This is a genomic window from Homoserinimonas sp. A447, from assembly GCF_054489325.1.
Window position 1 is genome coordinate 1,150,796 of sequence record NZ_JBTMWW010000001.1, and the last position, 16,547, is coordinate 1,167,342.

The 16,547-nt window shown below is 67.4% G+C and carries 14 protein-coding genes; 10 read left to right on the forward strand and 4 right to left on the reverse strand.

What is annotated here, in order from left to right; all coding sequences use genetic code 11:
* Positions 1-13: 13 nt before the first annotated feature.
* The 3 genes from ACX3O0_RS05555 to ACX3O0_RS05565 form a co-directional block, all read right to left on the reverse strand.
* Positions 14-709 carry a zeta toxin family protein gene (locus ACX3O0_RS05555; protein WP_459107048.1) on the reverse strand — a complete coding sequence of 232 codons (696 nt, stop codon included), beginning with the start codon at positions 707-709 and terminating at the stop codon, positions 14-16.
* A gap of 142 nt (positions 710-851) precedes the next feature.
* Positions 852-1,079, reverse strand: coding sequence for a hypothetical protein (locus ACX3O0_RS05560; RefSeq protein ID WP_459107049.1), 228 nt, complete (start codon positions 1,077-1,079; stop codon positions 852-854).
* Positions 1,080-1,279: 200 nt separating this feature from the next.
* Positions 1,280-2,902, reverse strand: coding sequence for an acyl-CoA dehydrogenase family protein (locus ACX3O0_RS05565; protein ID WP_459107050.1), 1,623 nt, complete (start codon positions 2,900-2,902; stop codon positions 1,280-1,282).
* Positions 2,903-2,999: 97 nt separating this feature from the next.
* On the opposite strand from ACX3O0_RS05565, the gene ACX3O0_RS05570 reads away from it, so the two are divergent.
* Together ACX3O0_RS05570 and ACX3O0_RS05575 are read left to right on the forward strand one after the other, a co-directional pair.
* The gene (locus ACX3O0_RS05570; protein WP_459092201.1) at positions 3,000-3,446 is read left to right on the forward strand and encodes an SRPBCC family protein; all 447 of its coding nucleotides are present in this window, start codon (positions 3,000-3,002) and stop codon (positions 3,444-3,446) included.
* Between the two features lie 216 nt (positions 3,447-3,662).
* Positions 3,663-4,619 carry a carbon-nitrogen hydrolase family protein gene (locus tag ACX3O0_RS05575; RefSeq protein WP_459107051.1) on the forward strand — a complete coding sequence of 319 codons (957 nt, stop codon included), beginning with the start codon at positions 3,663-3,665 and terminating at the stop codon, positions 4,617-4,619.
* Between the two features lie 93 nt (positions 4,620-4,712).
* Here the strand turns inward: ACX3O0_RS05575 and ACX3O0_RS05580 are convergent, their stop codons facing one another.
* Positions 4,713-5,531 carry a CPBP family intramembrane glutamic endopeptidase gene (locus tag ACX3O0_RS05580; RefSeq protein ID WP_459107052.1) on the reverse strand — a complete coding sequence of 273 codons (819 nt, stop codon included), beginning with the start codon at positions 5,529-5,531 and terminating at the stop codon, positions 4,713-4,715.
* Positions 5,532-5,857: 326 nt separating this feature from the next.
* Between ACX3O0_RS05580 and ACX3O0_RS05585 the strand changes: the two genes are divergently transcribed.
* From ACX3O0_RS05585 to ACX3O0_RS05620, 8 genes are all read left to right on the forward strand, one after another.
* Positions 5,858-6,535 (forward strand): hypothetical protein, encoded by a 678-nt coding sequence (locus tag ACX3O0_RS05585; protein ID WP_459107053.1) that lies wholly within the window; start codon positions 5,858-5,860, stop codon positions 6,533-6,535.
* A 12-nt stretch (positions 6,536-6,547) separates the two neighbouring features.
* Positions 6,548-8,137: a DNA polymerase Y family protein gene (locus ACX3O0_RS05590; RefSeq protein ID WP_459107054.1), complete on the forward strand. Its 1,590-nt coding sequence runs from the start codon at positions 6,548-6,550 to the stop codon at positions 8,135-8,137.
* Positions 8,138-8,169: 32 nt separating this feature from the next.
* A complete protein-coding gene (locus ACX3O0_RS05595) occupies positions 8,170-11,550 on the forward strand; it encodes an error-prone DNA polymerase (RefSeq protein ID WP_459092191.1) in 3,381 nt (1,126 codons plus the stop codon).
* Between the two features lie 198 nt (positions 11,551-11,748).
* Positions 11,749-12,306 (forward strand): carboxymuconolactone decarboxylase family protein, encoded by a 558-nt coding sequence (locus ACX3O0_RS05600; protein ID WP_459092189.1) that lies wholly within the window; start codon positions 11,749-11,751, stop codon positions 12,304-12,306.
* Positions 12,303-13,211, forward strand: coding sequence for an RNA polymerase sigma factor SigJ (sigJ, locus tag ACX3O0_RS05605; RefSeq protein WP_459107055.1), 909 nt, complete (start codon positions 12,303-12,305; stop codon positions 13,209-13,211). The genes ACX3O0_RS05600 and sigJ overlap by 4 nt, the downstream gene beginning before the upstream one ends.
* Before the next feature lie 74 nt (positions 13,212-13,285).
* Entirely contained in the window at positions 13,286-13,777 is a 492-nt protein-coding gene (locus ACX3O0_RS05610; protein WP_459092185.1) for a pyridoxamine 5'-phosphate oxidase family protein, read from the forward strand.
* Positions 13,778-13,798: 21 nt separating this feature from the next.
* On the forward strand, positions 13,799-14,866 hold the full coding sequence (locus ACX3O0_RS05615) for an FUSC family protein (protein WP_459107056.1): 1,068 nt from the start codon (positions 13,799-13,801) through the stop codon (positions 14,864-14,866).
* 99 nt (positions 14,867-14,965) lie between these two features.
* Positions 14,966-16,465, forward strand: a complete 1,500-nt coding sequence (locus ACX3O0_RS05620) for an MDR family MFS transporter (RefSeq protein ID WP_459107057.1) — start codon at positions 14,966-14,968, stop codon at positions 16,463-16,465.
* The last annotated feature ends 82 nt before the right edge of the window (positions 16,466-16,547 follow it).

Sequence of the window (16,547 nt, forward strand, 5' to 3'; positions counted from 1 at the left end):
TTCCGCCCGGGTGCTATGGCGGGTCTTGCGTCGTACGCATTTCACCGGTCAAGCCGTCAACGTGGACGACGTGAACCTGGCCCGGGTACTGGTGCTCGGCGTGACGGGCGTTAATTGCCGGCCAGCTCTTTCCGTTGGAGAGCCACGCCCGGTCTACTGCGTCATCGGGCACGAGGCGACCGCCGAACTTGGCATGCTCCGTCTCATAGTCGAAGCGTTCACGAATCCTCCGCTTAGCCACGTCCCGATCGATCATGACATTGACAATGGTCACTTGGTAGCTCGCCAAGACGAGCTTTTCGATGAGCTGTTTGGAAGACTCTGACGAGATCAGTGTGCCGTGCATGAGGATGGGTAGCTCCGCCTCAACCGCACGATCGAAGACGGCTTCCGCGACGACGAGGGACTCCTCATGCCAGAGGCCGATATAGTTCATCGGCAACCAACCCATGCTCGGAGTGGCAGGTACTGCTGCCACCACACGGTCAAACGCTCCGGAGCTCATGTCTCGCCGCAGGAGCTCTATTTTCGCCTTGTCCGAGTCGACGACGACCCATTCGCCAGGACCTACGTCGAACTGGCCTAACACGGCAGACTGGACGGTTGATTTTCCAGCACCTGGTGGACCTGCCATCACCACGGCGTGTGGGCGCCGCTCCTGGCTTTCCCTCCGCGAGCCAAACAGCAAGTCGCCAACCTCGGCAAGCACTTCCGCTCGCTCCAACGTGGGCTGACCGCGATCCCAGAGCACTCGGAACGTCGCGTTGGGACCCCACGGGTCGAGCGGGCCGCCCTCGCGACCCATGATGGAAAGAAGCTCTGTCCGCGCGCTCTCTAACCGCCGTCGGCGGTCAGCTGACACGCTCGCGGATCCGGCTGTATGCGGTTAGGGGAATCGCGCGTCGCAAGTACGCAGCCGTCACCTCATCGAACGTCCCTACCTCGGGGTGTCGCACGTCGGCGTCTTTGTCGTCTCGGCGGTCCATGCGCGGCGTGGCGTAGGTGCGCTGTGTGAGCTCACGGACGAGTTCATCCTGGTCGATCCGGTGAGCACGGTACGCATCGACAATCGCAGCCACCGAGTCAGTGTCCGGTGTGGGCTGTGAGCGCGCAGAGTTCTCCTTGACAGCACGACGTCGAGTGCTGCCGACCAATCGGAATGATCCGCGCATTTCCATATACTCAGTCTACGCTCAGCGCGGTGCCGTGGCCAGAGCAGGCGCGCTCCGGCGCGGTAGCGATGTGCTCGACTAGGAACGCTCACATTAGCGTTGGCCTGTCAGTGCCGAGCGAGAATGGCCGTCAAGTCCAGCCCGGTGGGAAGCGCTCCGTAGAGGGAGCCGCGGTTCTCCCCCAGCCGCGCGGCGATGAAGGCGTCGGAAACCGCGGGCGGCGCGGTTCGCACCAGGAGGGAAGCCTGGAGGGCGATGGCGAGCGATTCGACAAGTTGGCGTGCCTGCGCAGCGGCGTCCGAAACATCCGCCCCACGCAAAGAGGTGAGCAGGCCGCGAGTGGCCGCCACCTGCTGGTCGAGCAGCGGATGCGCGCCACTGGTCAGCGACACCTCGGCTTCGAACGCGTCGACGCTCTCCGGCTCGCGGGTGATCGCCCGCAGAACGTCGAGGGCGATGACGTTGCCGGAGCCCTCCCAGATGGCCATGACCGGCTGCTCGCGGTACCGGCGGGCTAGCGGGAAACTCTCGATGTAGCCGTTGCCGCCGAGGCATTCCAGCGCCTCCACCGCGTGCCCCGAACCGCGCTTGCACACGTAGTACTTCGACACGGCGGTCGCCAACCGGCGGAAAGCCCGTTCCTGGTCGTCGGCATCGTCGTCGTGCGCCCTCGCCAGGCGCATCGCCGTCGCCGTCGCCGCCTCAGCCTCGAGCGCGAGGTCTGCGACCACGGCGGTCATCGCAGGCTGGTCGACCAGCACGTTGCCGAAAGCCCGGCGATGGCGAACGTGCCAGAGCGCCTCGGCCACGCCCTGACGCATCCCGGCGGCTGTGCCCAGCACGCAGTCCAGCCTGGTGCGCGCCACCATGTCGATGATGGTGCGGACCCCGCGTCCCTCCTCGCCGAGGAGGAAGCCGACGGTGCGCTCGAACTCCACCTCTGCCGAAGCGTTGGAACGATTGCCGAGCTTGTCCTTGAGCCGCTGGAGGCGGAAGACGTTCCTGCTGCCGTCGTCAAGGACACGAGGGACCAGGAAACAGCTCAGGCCGCCGGATGCCTGGGCGAGCACCAGGAAGGCGTCAGACATGGGGGCGCTGCAGAACCACTTGTGCCCGGTCAGTTCGTAGCGGCCATCCCCCATGGCGACGGCCGTCGTGGTGTTGGCCCGGACATCCGACCCGCCCTGCTTCTCGGTCATCGCCATGCCGATCAGCGCTGACGACTTGCCGGCGGTGAGGGAGCCGTCGTAGTCGCGGCTCAACAGCCGAGGGAGCCACTGCTCCAGCAGCTCCGGCGTGCCTGCGAGGGCCGGCACGGCGGCATGGGTCATCGAGATAGGGCAGGCGTGGCCGGGCTCGACCTGCGCGAACAGCATGAAGCTCGCCGCCCTGGCCACATTCGCACCGGGGCGCGGATCGGCCCAGGCTGCCGTGTGGGCGCCATTCCGGGTGGCTGCGGCGATGATGCGGTGATAGGACGGGTAGTACTCGACCTCGTCGACCCGGTTGCCGTAGCGGTCGAACGCCTTCAGCGCCGGAGGGTTCGTGTTCGCCAGCTCCGCGTCATGCTGGAAATCGGCCGAACCGACCAGGGCACCGACCAGCTCCAGCTCCGGGGCCGCCCACCCGGCGTCGTAGTGCTGCACGGCATCCGTCAACGGTTCATTGCTGGTGAATTCGTTGATGTCCACCCGCAGCGGCGGCTGGTTGACGACGTCATGCGTGTTCATGCGTGCCTCCGTGCCCGGACGATGTCGCCGGGCATGATCAGTGGTCGGCTGTGACGGTTCACGGTAGCGTACAAAGCACCAACGGAAGGCGGGGGACGTGACCGAATCGACCATGGAATTGCTCATCGAACGGGCGTTCGACGCGCCGGCGGAGCGGGTATTCCGCGCCTTCACCGACCGCGCCCAGCTGGCCGAATGGATCGCTCCCGGCGGTTACCGCGTTCAGGCGGACAGCATCGACGTCGACGCGAGCGTCGGAGGACACCAGCGACTTACGCTGGTGGCCGAGGACGGGTCGACCTCCGTAGTCAACCTGACATACACGTCGGTGGTGGCGAACGAGCTGCTGGTCGGCGAAGAGCTGGTCGCTGCCACGCCGGATCGCGAAGAATACGTGTTGTCGTGGCGGGTCGAGTTCCAGGATGGCGGGGAGCAGACTCAGGTGGTGCTGCGGCAGGGCCCGTTCAGCAAGGAGTCCGGAGCCGAAGCACGCACGAACTGGGAGTCCGCGTTCGCGAAGCTGGATGCGCTGCTGGCTGGCTAGCTACATCCCCAGCTCCGCGTAAACACGCTGCAAGTCGTTCCACACGGCACCGAGCACACAGCAGCACTGAGCACACAGCAGCACTGAGACGACGCCGATGGTGAACCAGGGTCATGAAGCCCTGTGCCACGCCGACGCCCGCGACAACTGTGGCAGAACCTGCTCCTCACGGATAGTTAGTACGCTAACGAATAAGCACTGAGAGAGGACTCCCCTATGACGAGAGTGGCCGTAGCCCAGGTCGGTTCCCGCGTATTCGACACCCCGGCAACCATGCAGCGACTGCGGGACCTGGTGGCGGATGCGACGGCACAGCAGGTCGAGTTCCTGGTCTTCCCCGAAGCGTTCATCGGCGGTTATCCGAAAGGACTCGATTTCGGCGCTGTCGTCGGCTCGCGCACACCCGAAGGGCGGGACGACTACCGACGCTACTTCGACTCGGCCGTGACAGTGCCCGGCCCGGAGACCGAGGAGATCGGCGAGCTGGCTGCTGCGGCGGGCATGACCATCGTCGTCGGAGTCATCGAGCGCGACGGCGGAACGCTGTACTGCACCGCCGTCTACCTCGGTGCCGACGGGTCGCTGGTGGGAAAGCACCGCAAGCTCATGCCCACCGCCAGCGAGCGACTCATCTGGGGCCAGGGCGACGGCTCGACGCTCGAGGTTTTCGACTCGCCCGCCGGCCGGTACGCCGCCACCATCTGCTGGGAGAACTACATGCCGCAGCTGCGGCTGGCCACCTACGAGCAGGGCATCCAGTTGTGGTGCGCCCCCACCGTGGACGACCGTGAAATCTGGCAGTCGAGCATGCGCCACATTGCCTACGAGGGGCGGATGTTCGTGCTGAGCGCCTGCCAGTACCTCACCCGCGCAGACTGCCCCGACGACTACGACGCCGTGCAGGGGAACGACCCGGAGACCGAGCTGATTCGCGGGGGCAGCGTCATCGTCTCCCCCCTCGGCGAGGTCCTGGCCGGGCCGGTCTACGGGAAGAGCACGCTGCTCGTCGCCGACATCGACCTCGCCGACCAGGTTCGCGGCAAGTACGACCTCGATGTGACCGGCCACTACTCCCGGCCCGACGTCTTCCAGCTGTCCGTGAATACCGAGCCCCGGGCGTCCGTTCGCCGCGTCGCCGGTGTCCCGGCGGCCGACAGCCCCGTCAGCTCCTGACCACCTCGCGAGTCGGGTCGTTCTGCGAGTGACCCTCGCGCGAACCCGCAGAATGACCCGACTCGGGATCAGTGCTGGGAGCTCGAGCCGGCTCTAGTAGATGAAGATCGGCAGGAAGTCGCGGTTGTGTGCGTGCACCAGCGCCAGGAACAGCACCAGGTCGAACAGCAGGTGTACCGAGACGACGTAGGTGAGCGACTTGGTCAGCTTGAAGGTGTAGCCCTGCAGCATCGCGAACGGGAAAGTGAGCAGCGGGCCCCACGCCTCGTAACCGATCTCCCACAGGAACGAGCAGAAGATCACCGCCTGCAGGATGTTCGCCTGCCAGTCCGGAAAATGCCTGCGCAGCAGGGTGAAGGCCGTACAGATGAAGAACAGTTCGTCCCAGATGCCAACCGTGTTCACCCCCAGGAAGAGGCGCCAGAAGATGGTCGGATCCGAAGCATCCGGCCAGTTCTGGTAGACGCCCGTGCTGATCAGGTAGACCGGCAGGATGAAGTAGCCGAGCGCCACCACGCCCAGCAGGTAGAGCTTCGCGGTCAGCGACCACTTGCGTCCGGTGGCGATCGGGAAGCGGATGATGTTCTCGCGGTAGACGAACCGGCCCACCAGCCACGGAACCAGCACCGCCAGGGCCAGCGCGCCGCCCATGAGCGCCATGTGCTGGATGCTGAGGTCGGCATTCAGCGGAACCAGGCTGATGATGACCATTCCCGCGGCGATGAGCGCCAGGTGTCGCAGCAACTCGCGGTCGATGAACGCCGCCGTGACGAGGGCTGCAGCCAGCACCGGGTAACCGAGGTCGCTCTCGAAGACGAACAGGGGTACGGCGGATGCCGACAGCAGCGCAGCGGGCAGCAGCTTCCAGCTGAGGGCGGCGCGGACGGGGTCGGCGGTGGTCTGCTGCGTCACCGTCTAAGCATATGGATGAGCGTCGTCGGGCGCTGACTCGATGAGAATGCTAAAAGTCACCGATAGGGCGGGTCTTCGGTGACTTTTCGCCTTCTCGTGCTGGGTGAGCGGGAAGGTGTCCCTCGGGAAACCAGGCCGAGGGGAGAGAAGCTGCCCCACCAGGGCGCCGGATGGGGCAACTTGTCGGAACTCGGCAGCCTCTCACGTCGACGACCTTTGCAAGACTCGACGGGGTCGACGGATGATGCCCGAGCGGCCTGCGAATGAGCATGCCAAGACACGCCGTACCAGGTTGATTAACTCGAACACATGTTCGAACATAGGGGATGCCCGCGCTCGCTTCCACCGCTCCGTCTTCCGTGAGGGAAGACCTGCAGGCGCGCATCCAGAACATGCAGGCTACCCGCCTGGACGAGCGTTCGCTACCAACACTGCCTGCGCTGCGGACGTTGTTGCCCGGCGGACTGCGCCAGGGTGCTGCATACTCCGTGACCGGGTCGACCACGCTCGCCATGGCCATGCTCGCCGGCCCGTCGGCGCAGGGTGCCTGGTGCGGTGTGCTCGGGATGCCGGACTTCGGCATCGAGGCCGCCTCCCGGCTCGGCATCGACCTGGAGCGGCTGGTGCTGGTGCCGACCCCCGCAGGCCAGTGGCTCACCGTCGCAGCGGCGATGACGGATGTTCTGAGCGTGGTCGTCGCGCGCTCCCCCGCCCGCGTTGCCCCGGCCGAGACCTCCCGGCTGGGCGCGCGGCTGAGGCAACGGGGGTCGACCCTCGTCGTGCTGGGTGACTGGCCGGGGGCCGACGCCACGCTGACCGTGGTGGGTAACTCCTGGCGGGGGCTCGGCGCAGGCCACGGCTACCTGTCGACGCGCCGGCTCGAGGTCGAGGTCAGCGGCCGGAACGGGATGCACCAGGCGCGGCGCAGGGAGTTGACGTTCCCCCTGGAGGAGAGTCGCTTCCACGAGTTCGATAACGATGCTGCGGACAGCCGGGCGGGTTAGAAGATGTCGAGCGTGAACCCGCTCCGGGTGCTGGTGGTGTGGTGTCCCGATTGGCCGGTGGTGGCAGCGGTGGCAGCGGGCTCGCTGCCCGCGGATGCCCCAGGAGCGTTGATCGACCGTGGCGAGGTGGTGGCCTGCTCAGCCGAAGCGCGGCGTGACGGGGTGCGGCGTGGGCTGCGGCTGCGGGAGGCGCAGGCACGCTGCCCGGAGTTGGTGACCGTCGCCTACGACCCGGTTGCGGATGCCCGCGCCTTCGACCCGGTCGCCCAGGTCATCGAGGAGCGCGTGCCGGGCGTTCAGGTGCTGCGGCCCGGCCTTGCCACCGTGCGGGCCCGCGGTGCCGCCCGCTACTACCGCGGGGAGGACCGCGCCGCCAGCGAACTGCTGGGCGTCCTCGGCCGGTTCACCCCCGACGCCGACGCTCGCATCGGCATCGCCGACGGCATCTTCGCCGCCGAGCAGGCCGCCTACCGCACCGCGCAGCACCAGCGCACCCTGATCGTTCCGACCGGCGCGTCACCGCAATTCCTCGGTCCGCTGCCCATCGATGCCTTGAGTGAGCCGAAGCTGGTTCCCCTCCTGAAGAGGCTGGGGGCAGGCACCCTGGGCGACTTCGCGGCATTGAACGAAACGGATGTCCGTGCCCGCTTCGGTGAGGACGGCGCCCGCGCCCACGCGCAGGCCGCCGGCCGGGACCCCAGGCCGGTGACAGCACGTGTCACGGAGAAGGACTTCGACCAGGTGGCCCTGTTCGAGCCGCCGCTCGACCGGATCGAGACGGTCGCGTTCGCGTTCCGCTCGGCAGCTGACTCATTCGTGGCCGGCATCACCGCGGCGAAGCTGGTCTGCACGGCCATCCGGGTGGTGGTCGACACCGAGTCCGGCGCATCCTCGGAGCGGGAGTGGGCGCATCCGCGACACTTCACCGCGGCCGAGGTCCTCGACCGGGTGCGCTGGCAATTGCAGGGCGCGGGCGGCGAACTCGCCTCCCCGGTGACCCGGGTGCGGGTCTCCCCCGTACGAGTCGACGCGATCGGCAACCACGAGGCCGGGCTGTGGGGGCACGCTCCGGACGAACGCATCCATCACGGCCTGTCGCGCATCCAGAGCATGCTCGGCCATGATGCTGTGCTCACCGCGGTGGCCGGGGGCGGGCGGATGCTCGCCGAGCGTCGCGTGCTGGTGCCCTGGGGCGACGCTCCGCCGGCCTCAGCGGTAGCGACGGCAACACGTCCCTGGCCGGGCAGCCTGCCCGACCCACCCCCGGCCACCGTGTTCGAGCAGCTGCAGCCCGTTCAGGTGCTGGATGCCGCGGGCACCGTGGTCGAAGTCGATGCGCGGGGAACGGTCAGCGCTCCCCCGGCGTGGCTGTGCCAGTCGATATTGGGCCAGTCGGTATCGGGCCAGTCGGTATCGGGCCAGGCCGGCGGGGACCGGCGGGCCGTCACCCATTGGGCCGGGCCGTGGCCGCTGCAGCAGCGCTGGTGGGATGCCGCCCGCAGCAGGCGGGCCACCCGGTTCCAGCTGGTGGACGAACGGGGCGAGGCCTGGCTGGTGCTGCGGGAGAACGACCGCTGGTGGGCGGAAGCCCGGTACGACTAACCGTCGGAACCAACTACTGAAAGGGACCTGAGATGGGCTGGAACAACCCGCCGGTCAGCTGGGCGCAGCTCGAGCGCGCCCTCTCCGGTTCTCCCCTGCCCGAGGTGTGGAAGCAGCGGGAGGCGCCGGCACTCCCTGAACGCCCCACCGGGCCGGTGGTCCCCTACGCCGAGCTGCACGTGCACTCCCACTACAGCTTCCTCGACGGCGCATCCTCGCCGGAGCAACTGGTGGCCGAAGCCACCAGGCTGGGCCTGCACGGCATCGGACTCACCGACCACGACGGCCTCTACGGCATCGTACGGATGGCCGAAGCGACAGAAGTATCCACCCTGAAAACGGTGTTCGGAGCGGAGCTGTCGCTCGGGCTCAGCAAGCCGCAGAACGGGGAGCCAGACCCGCAAGGGCACCACCTGGTGGTGCTGGCCCGCCGCGAGGATGGGTACCACCGGCTGGCCGGCGCCATCACCACCGCGCAGTTGGCCGCCGACGCCGAGAAGGGGCGACCGGTTTATGACCTGGATGCGCTGGCGACTGCGGCATCCGGTCACTGGCTGGTGCTGACCGGATGCCGCAAGGGTGCGGTGCGAAGGGCCCTGGCCAGTGAGGGGGCGGATGCTGCGGCACGGGAGGTCGACCGACTGGTCGATCGCTTCGGCAGGGACAACGTGGTGGTCGAGCTGTTCGACCAGGGCAACCCGCTGGACACCACGCACAACGACGCGCTGGCCGGCATCGCCGCACGGGCCGGCCTGCCCTACCTGGCCACCAATGTCGCCCACTACGCCAGCCCGGCGGATGCTCCGCTCGCCGCAGCCCTGGCCGCCGTTCGCGCGCACCGGAGCCTGGACGAACTGGACGGCTGGCTGCCGGCATCCGATGGCGCCCACCTGCGCAGCGGAGCGGAGATGGCCGCCCGCTTCGCCCGCTACCCGGGAGCCGTGGAGCGCACGGTTGAGGTAGCCGATGACCTGTCGTTCCAGCTGCGCGCGGTGCGACCGAAACTGCCGAAGCAGGAGGTGCCGGCCGGACACACCTCGATGTCGTGGCTGCGGGAACTGGTCTGGAGGGGGGTGGACAAGCACTACCCGAACGCGGCGCCCAGTGTGCACGAGCGCATCGAGAAAGAGCTCGCGGTGATCGAGGCGAAGGACTTCCCCGGCTACTTCCTGATCGTGCACGACATCGTGCAGTTCGCCCGTGGCCGCGGCATCCTCTGCCAGGGTCGCGGCTCGGCCGCGAACTCGGCCGTCTGCTACGCGCTGGACATCACCGCGGTCGACTCGATCTTCTATGACCTGCCGTTCGAGCGGTTCCTGTCCAGCCTGCGTGAGGAGGAGCCCGATATCGACGTCGACTTCGACTCCGACCGGCGGGAGGAGGTCATCCAGTACGTCTACGAGAAGTACGGTCGCCGCAACGCCGCCCAGGTGGCGAACGTGATCAGCTACCGGCCGAAGAATGCCGTTCGGGACATGGCCAAGGCTCTCGGGTTCAGTCCGGGGCAGCAGGATGCCTGGTCGAAGCAGATCGACTCGTGGACCGACGTGTCAGCGGAGGGCACCGACATCCCCCAGCCAGTGGTCGACCTGGCCAGGCAGGTGCTGCGTTTTCCGCGGCATCTGGGCATCCACTCCGGCGGCATGGTACTCACCGATCGCCCAGTCGGCGAAGTATGCCCGATCGAGCATGCACGCATGGAGAACCGCACGGTGCTGCAGTGGGACAAGGACGATTGCGCCTGGATGGGCCTGGTCAAGTTCGACCTGCTCGGCCTCGGCATGCTCGCCGCCCTGCAATATGCCTTCGACCTCATCGACGAGTCCCTGGGCGAGCGATGGACCATCGGCAGCATCCCCCGGGAGGAGCAAGGGGTCTACGACATGCTCTGCCGGGCGGATGCGATCGGCGTCTTCCAGGTGGAGAGCCGGGCCCAGATGGCTACCCTCCCCCGGCTGAAGCCGCGCCGCTACTACGACCTGGTGGTCGAGATCGCGCTCATCCGCCCCGGCCCGATCCAGGGCGGGGCGGTGCACCCGTACATCCGCCGGCGCACCGGCGAGGAGGCGGTGAGCTATCCGCATCCGCTGCTCGAACCGGTGCTGGAGCGCACGCTGGGCGTTCCGCTGTTCCAGGAGCAGCTCATGCAGATGGCGGTGGCGGTCGGTGGTTGCACCCCCGAGGACGCCGACCTGCTGCGGCGGGCGATGGGGTCCAAGCGCGGCATCGAGAAGATCGAGACCCTCAGGGCGAAGCTCTACGAGGGGATGGCGTCCAATGGCATCACCGGCGAGGTGGCCGACAACATCTACTCGCGCATCCAGGCATTCGCCAACTTCGGGTTCGCCGAATCCCACTCGCTGAGTTTCGCGGTGCTGGTCTACGCCAGTTCGTGGATCAAGCTGCACTACCCTGCGGTGTTCCTCGCCGCCCTGCTGCGCGCCCAGCCGATGGGGTTCTACTCGCCGGCAACGCTGGTGGCGGATGCTCGCAGGCACGGTGTCGAGGTGCGTCGCCCCGACATCCAGCACTCCACGGCGGAGGCGCAACTCGAGCCCGTAAAGCGGGTCGAGCTTGTCGAGACCGGTCGAGCTTGCCGAGGCAGCGACCCAACCGGCACCCCCGCCTGCCTCGACTTCGAGCAACCCCCCATCGGCCCGTTCGACCGCAAGGCCAGCGATCCCCGCGACCACCGCCGCGATGGCGGCTACGCCGTGCGGCTGGGACTCGCCGCTGTAACCAGCATCGGAAAGGACCTGGCCGAGCGCATCGTCAGCGAACGGGACGAGTGCGGCCCGTTCCGCGACCTGGCCGACCTCTCCCGCAGGGTCGGGCTCAACACCGACCAGCTGGAGGCACTGGCATCCGCCGGGGCGTTCGACTCCCTCGGGGTGAACCGGCGGGAGGCGCTCTGGGAGGCAGGCTCCGCCGCGCTGGAGAAGCCGGACTTCCTCGAGGGCACCCGGGTCACGGTGCAGCCTCCACTGCTGCCCATCCTCACGGCGGCCGAGCAGATGGCCTACGACCTGTGGGCGACCGGTATCTCGACGGATGACCACCCCATCCGTCACGTCCGCTCCTCCCTGGCCGGGCGCGGTGCCCTCAGCATCGAGCAGCTGGAGTCGGCGGAGACCGGCCGGCGCATCGAGGTGGGCGGGGTGGTCACCCACCGGCAGCGCCCGCAGACGGCGAGCGGGATGACTTTCCTGAACCTGGAGGATGAGACGGGCATCCTGAACGTGATCGCCAGCGTCGGTGTGTGGAACCGCTACCGTCGGGTTGCCCGGGAGGCACCGGCCATGGTGATCCGAGGCATCCTGGAGCGCTCCCCCGACGGGGTGACCAACCTGATCGCCGACCGGTTCGAAACCCTCAGCATCGGCGCCAGAACCACCTCCCGCGACTTCCGCTGAGCCGACACTCCTGCATAACGCCGCCGCGCGCCCTTTTCGGTGACGCGCGCCCGAAATCATGCCCGCGAACCACTGGAGACACCGCGCGGCGGGATGGAAGAGGCACTCGTGTCACTTAAACCGAGCGAGCGGTGTCTCCCCTTGTAGCAGCCAATACTGCAGACCAGCACTTCGCTGGGTTCGTCGAAAGGAACAACCATGCCCCGCATCCCGCTCACCCACCCCCGCACACTGAAGACGCGCGTCATGGAGTGGTACAGCCGCCGCAACTACGGCGACGTGCTGGAGCCTGGGCTGGTCGCGTTCCACAACCCGAAGGTGCTCGCCACGATGATCCGGCACGAGTCGAGCGTCGCGAAGTGGAACACGCTCGACCCGACGCTGAAGGCCCTGGCCACCATGGCATCCGCAGCCGAGATCGGCTGCAGTTGGTGCCTCGACTTCGGGTTCTGGGAAGCGCACAACCACGGAGTCGACCAAGCCAAGCTGCGAGCGATCAGCTCCGGCGCGGACAGCCCCGCCTACTCGCCGCTGGAAAAGGCGGTCATCGAATACGCTGTGGCCATGACCCAGACTCCGCCCGCCGTCACCGACGATATGGTCGCCGGGCTGCGCGAGCAGTTGAGCGACGCGGAACTGGTGGAACTCACCGCCATCATCGCGCTCGAGAACCAGCGTTCCCGCACCAACGCCGCCATGGGCCTCACCAGCCAGGGCTTCAAGGACCAGTGCGAGCTGGACACCAGCCGCGCGTGAGCGACACCACCAGCAAGGCCGCCACCGGCAAAGCCATCGCCAGCAACGCTGCCCTGTTCGCCGAGCATCGCCGCGAGTTGGTGGCGGCCGCCTACCGGGTGCTGGGCAGCATCTCCGATGCCGAAGACGTCGTGCAGGAGACCTGGCTCCGCTGGGCCGAGGTGGATACCGGCAGCATCGAGCACCCGCGGGCCTACCTCCTCAAGGCCACCACCCGGCAGGCGCTGAACCACCTGAGGCATCACGCGCGCCTGCGCGAGACGTACATCGGACCGTGGCTGCCTGAGCCGCTCAGTTCCCACCACGATCCGGCAGCGGATGCCACGGTGGAGGTCGCCGAATCCGTCTCGCTCGCGATGCTCGTGGTGCTGGAAACCCTGTCCCCAGCCGAGCGGGCGACTTTCGTGCTGCACGATGTTTTCGGGCTGCCGTTTGCGGAGGTGGCGAGCGCGCTCGACCGCAGCCAGGCATCCGTTCGCCAACTCGCGCATCGCGCTCGTGAGCACGTGGAGGCTCGGGCGCCGAGGCATCCGGTCGACCACTCCACCCATCGGCAGGTCACCGAACGCTTCCTGAAGGCTGCCGTCGGCGGATCGCTGGAGTCCCTGCTCTCGCTGCTCGCCCCGGACGTGGTGATGTACAACGATGGCGGCGGCCTGCGCAAGGCAGCCCTGAAACCGGTGCGCACGCCCGAGCACGCACTCCGTTTCACGCTCGGAGTGATGACCAAACCGGATGCCCCGACCCGCTACGAACTGGCCGAAGTCAACGGGCATGCCGCCATCGTCGGCTACACCGATGCCGGGGTGGACACATTGATCTCCCTGGTGCTCGACGGCGGGGTCGTCACCGAGATCTACGTGGTGAGGAATCCGGAGAAGCTGAGACGGGTCGCTTCCGGCTGAAGCTCGGAGCCGGTTTTCAGTGTGCGCGGTTATCGTGCGCCACGACGCGAGAGTCGCGCCGACGGGAGGCCCAGATGACCCATCTTGCATCCGATGAGGAACTGAAGACGATTGCCGAGCTCATCAAGGCGTCGAAGATCGCCCTGGTGACCACACGCTCAGAGCACGGCGACCTGCACAGCCGGCCGCTGGCCACCCAGGAGGCCGAGTTCTCCGGCGAACTGTGGTTCTTCACCCAGGACCCGAGCGAGAAGGTCACCGACATCCTGGTGAACCCCCAGGTGAACGCCGCATTCGAATCGGGAAAGGGCTACCTGTCGATCGCCGGTAATGCGGAGATCGTGCACGACCGGGAGAAGGTCGACGAGTACTGGTCACCGGCCGTTGAAGCCTGGTTTCCGGAAGGGAAGGACGACCCGACCGTCGCCCTGATCCGGGTGCGTCCGGTTTCGGCCGAGTTCTGGGCACGAGACACGCCCGGCGTGGTCGCGGTCTTCAAGATGGCCAAGGCCGCTCTCACCGGCGGGCAGCCCGACGTCGGCGACAACCGCGCGGTCGACCTGTAACCACTCCCGATGATGGAGCGGATGCTTGGTACCATCCGTCGCACCCTCGCGCCCAGCATCCGCCCGGCCAGGCTGCTGCTCGCACTGAAGACGGCGATCGCCGCCGGGCTCGCCTGGCCGATCGCCCAGCTGCTGCCGGGAACGGTCGACGAGTACTCCTACTACGCCCCTCTCGGTGCGCTGATCAGCATGATGCCGACACTGATGGGGTCACTGCGAGCGAGCCTGCAGACGGTGCTGGGGCTCGCGATCGGCATCGGGTTGGCCTGGGCTGTGATCCAAAGCCCGTTGTCCGGCGTGGCGAGCGTGCCGCTGGCCGTCGGACTCGGTGTGCTGCTCGGCGGACTCCGGGGGCTGGGCGCCGGACGCGACTATGTGCCGATCGCCGCGCTCTTCGTGCTCATCATCGGCGGCGCCCAGGCCGACGACTACTCGCTGGGTTACGTGGTGCAGATGGGTGTGGGGATGGCGATCGGGATCGTCGTCAACCTGGTCATCGTCCCGCCGCTGAGAATGCGGGAGTCGGCGAACGAGATCATCGGGCTGCGACAGGACATCGCCGACAACCTTGACAGCATGGCAGGCGCCCTCATGGAGCGGTGGCCGCCCGAACATCAGGACTGGCTCGACGGGGTGACGTCGCTGGAGTCCTCCCTCCGGGCAGCCGAGCCCGTCATTGAGGATGCTCGAGAAAGCCGACGGATCAATCCGAGGGTCTGGTGGCATCGATACGACCTGCAGGAGGACTACGACGACCTTGCCGCCCTCGGGACACTCGGGCGTCACACTCGCGAGCTCAGCGAGACGATGACCGCCGCAATCTGGGCGGACCCGGTGCCGGCCCAGCTTCCCGAGGAGCTGCGGGAACCACTGAGCATCGGGCTCGCCCGGATGGCCGAGCTGGTGCGAGCCTGGAACGAGCGCCTCGGGGAAGCGGAGGCCGCGCAGGCAGCCGAGACGGCCATCGACAACCTGGACAGGAGGGAACAGCCGCCATCCGCTCCGTACGCCGTATTCGGAAGCACCACCTTCACCCTGAGGCGGATGCTCGCGGTGATTCGGGCGCGGATCGCTCCGCCGTCAGCGTAAGCACCGCCCGTGGCGGCTCCAGTGTCGGTGGAATAAGGCAGACTACTGGAGGCGTTTCCATAGTGCGCCCATTCACCCCCCTTCTCGACAGGACCGCTCTTGCCTGAAACATCCTCCTCTCCGGTCCTGGGCTCGACAGGCGCCGCCTCGACAGGAGCCGCGGAGGCCGCGCGCATCGCCTCACGGAACAAGCTGGTGATCGGCCTGCTGCTGATCTCCGCCTTCGTCGTCATCCTCAACGAGACCATCATGAGCGTTGCCGTGCCGGTGCTCATGGCCGACCTCGGCATCGCGGCGAGCTCCGCCCAGTGGCTGACCACGGCGTTCATGCTCACCATGGCGGTCGTCATCCCCATCACCGGATTCCTGCTGCAGCGTTTCCACACCCGCAGCATCTTCCTGGCGGCAATGACGTTCTTCAGCCTCGGCACGCTCATCTCGGCACTTGCTCCCGGCTTCGAGGTGCTGGTCGCCGGGCGCGTGGTGCAGGCAACCGGTACCGCCATCATGATGCCGCTGCTGATGACCACCGTGATGACGCTGGTTCCTCCGGCGTCCCGCGGCAAGACGATGGGGAACATCTCGATCGTCATGTCGGTCGCCCCGGCGATCGGCCCGACCATTTCCGGTCTCATCCTCAGCGTGCTGGACTGGCGCTGGATGTTCTGGCTGGTGCTCCCGATCGCGATTGGTGCCCTCATCCTGGGAGCGACACGCATCCAGAACGTGACCGAGCCGCGGCGTATCCCGATCGACCGGCTCTCCGTCGTGCTGTCGGCGTTCGCCTTCGGCGGGCTGATCTACGGGCTGAGCAGCCTGGGCGAGGCTGCCCGCGGCGAGGTCATGATGCCGGTGTGGATCCCGCTCGCCATCGGAGGCGTCTCACTCGCGCTGTTCACCATCCGGCAGCTGAAGCTGCAGCGCACCGATAGCGCCCTGCTCGACCTGCGCACCTTCACCTCGAAGACGTTCACCATTTCGACGTCGATGCTCGTGATCAGCATGCTGGCACTGTTCGGCACCATCATCGTGCTGCCGATCTACGTGCAGAACGTTCTCGGCCTGGAGCCGCTGGTCACCGGCCTGCTCCTGCTGCCGGGTGGCCTGCTGATGGGTCTCCTCGGCCCGGTCGTCGGCCGCATCTACGACAAGCACGGCCCCACCGTGCTGGTGGTTCCGGGCTCGATCATCGTCAGCGTCGTGTTCTGGGGAATGACCCTCCTCGATGAGGGCACGCCGTTCATCTTCGTGTTGATCGCACACCTCGGGTTGAGCGTCGGCCTCGCCGGGCTGTTCACGCCGGTCTTCACGTCTGCCCTCGGGTCGCTCCAGCCGCACCTGTACTCGCACGGCAGCGCCATCATCGGCACCGTGCAGCAATTGGCCGGTGCGGCCGGCACCGCGCTGTTCATCACCGTGATGACGGCACAATCCGTCGCCTTGAGCGCCGGTGAGACTCCGGATGTCGCGGCGACAGCCAGCGGCATCCAGGCCGCCTTCCTCTCCGGTGCGATCCTGTCGCTGGTGGCTGTCGCCGTCTCGTTCTTCGTGCGGAAGCCCGCCGATGCCCTGGAGGAGAGCCCAGCCCCGGTCCACTAGTAGCTAGAGATCAGGGCTCGACGGGCGGTCGGATCAGGCGAATACTGAGGGAATGGAACTGTACCTCTGGATCGGCTTGATC

Coding starts and splice junctions, on each gene's coding strand:
- ACX3O0_RS05565 (WP_459107050.1), bottom strand. CDS start 2,902: ATGAACACGCATGACGTCGTCAACCAGCCGCCGCTGCGGGTGGACATC.
- ACX3O0_RS05575 (WP_459107051.1), top strand. CDS start 3,663: ATGACGAGAGTGGCCGTAGCCCAGGTCGGTTCCCGCGTATTCGACACC.
- ACX3O0_RS05585 (WP_459107053.1), top strand. CDS start 5,858: ATGCCCGCGCTCGCTTCCACCGCTCCGTCTTCCGTGAGGGAAGACCTG.
- ACX3O0_RS05595 (WP_459092191.1), top strand. CDS start 8,170: ATGGGCTGGAACAACCCGCCGGTCAGCTGGGCGCAGCTCGAGCGCGCC.
- ACX3O0_RS05600 (WP_459092189.1), top strand. CDS start 11,749: ATGCCCCGCATCCCGCTCACCCACCCCCGCACACTGAAGACGCGCGTC.
- ACX3O0_RS05610 (WP_459092185.1), top strand. CDS start 13,286: ATGACCCATCTTGCATCCGATGAGGAACTGAAGACGATTGCCGAGCTC.
- ACX3O0_RS05615 (WP_459107056.1), top strand. CDS start 13,799: ATGCTTGGTACCATCCGTCGCACCCTCGCGCCCAGCATCCGCCCGGCC.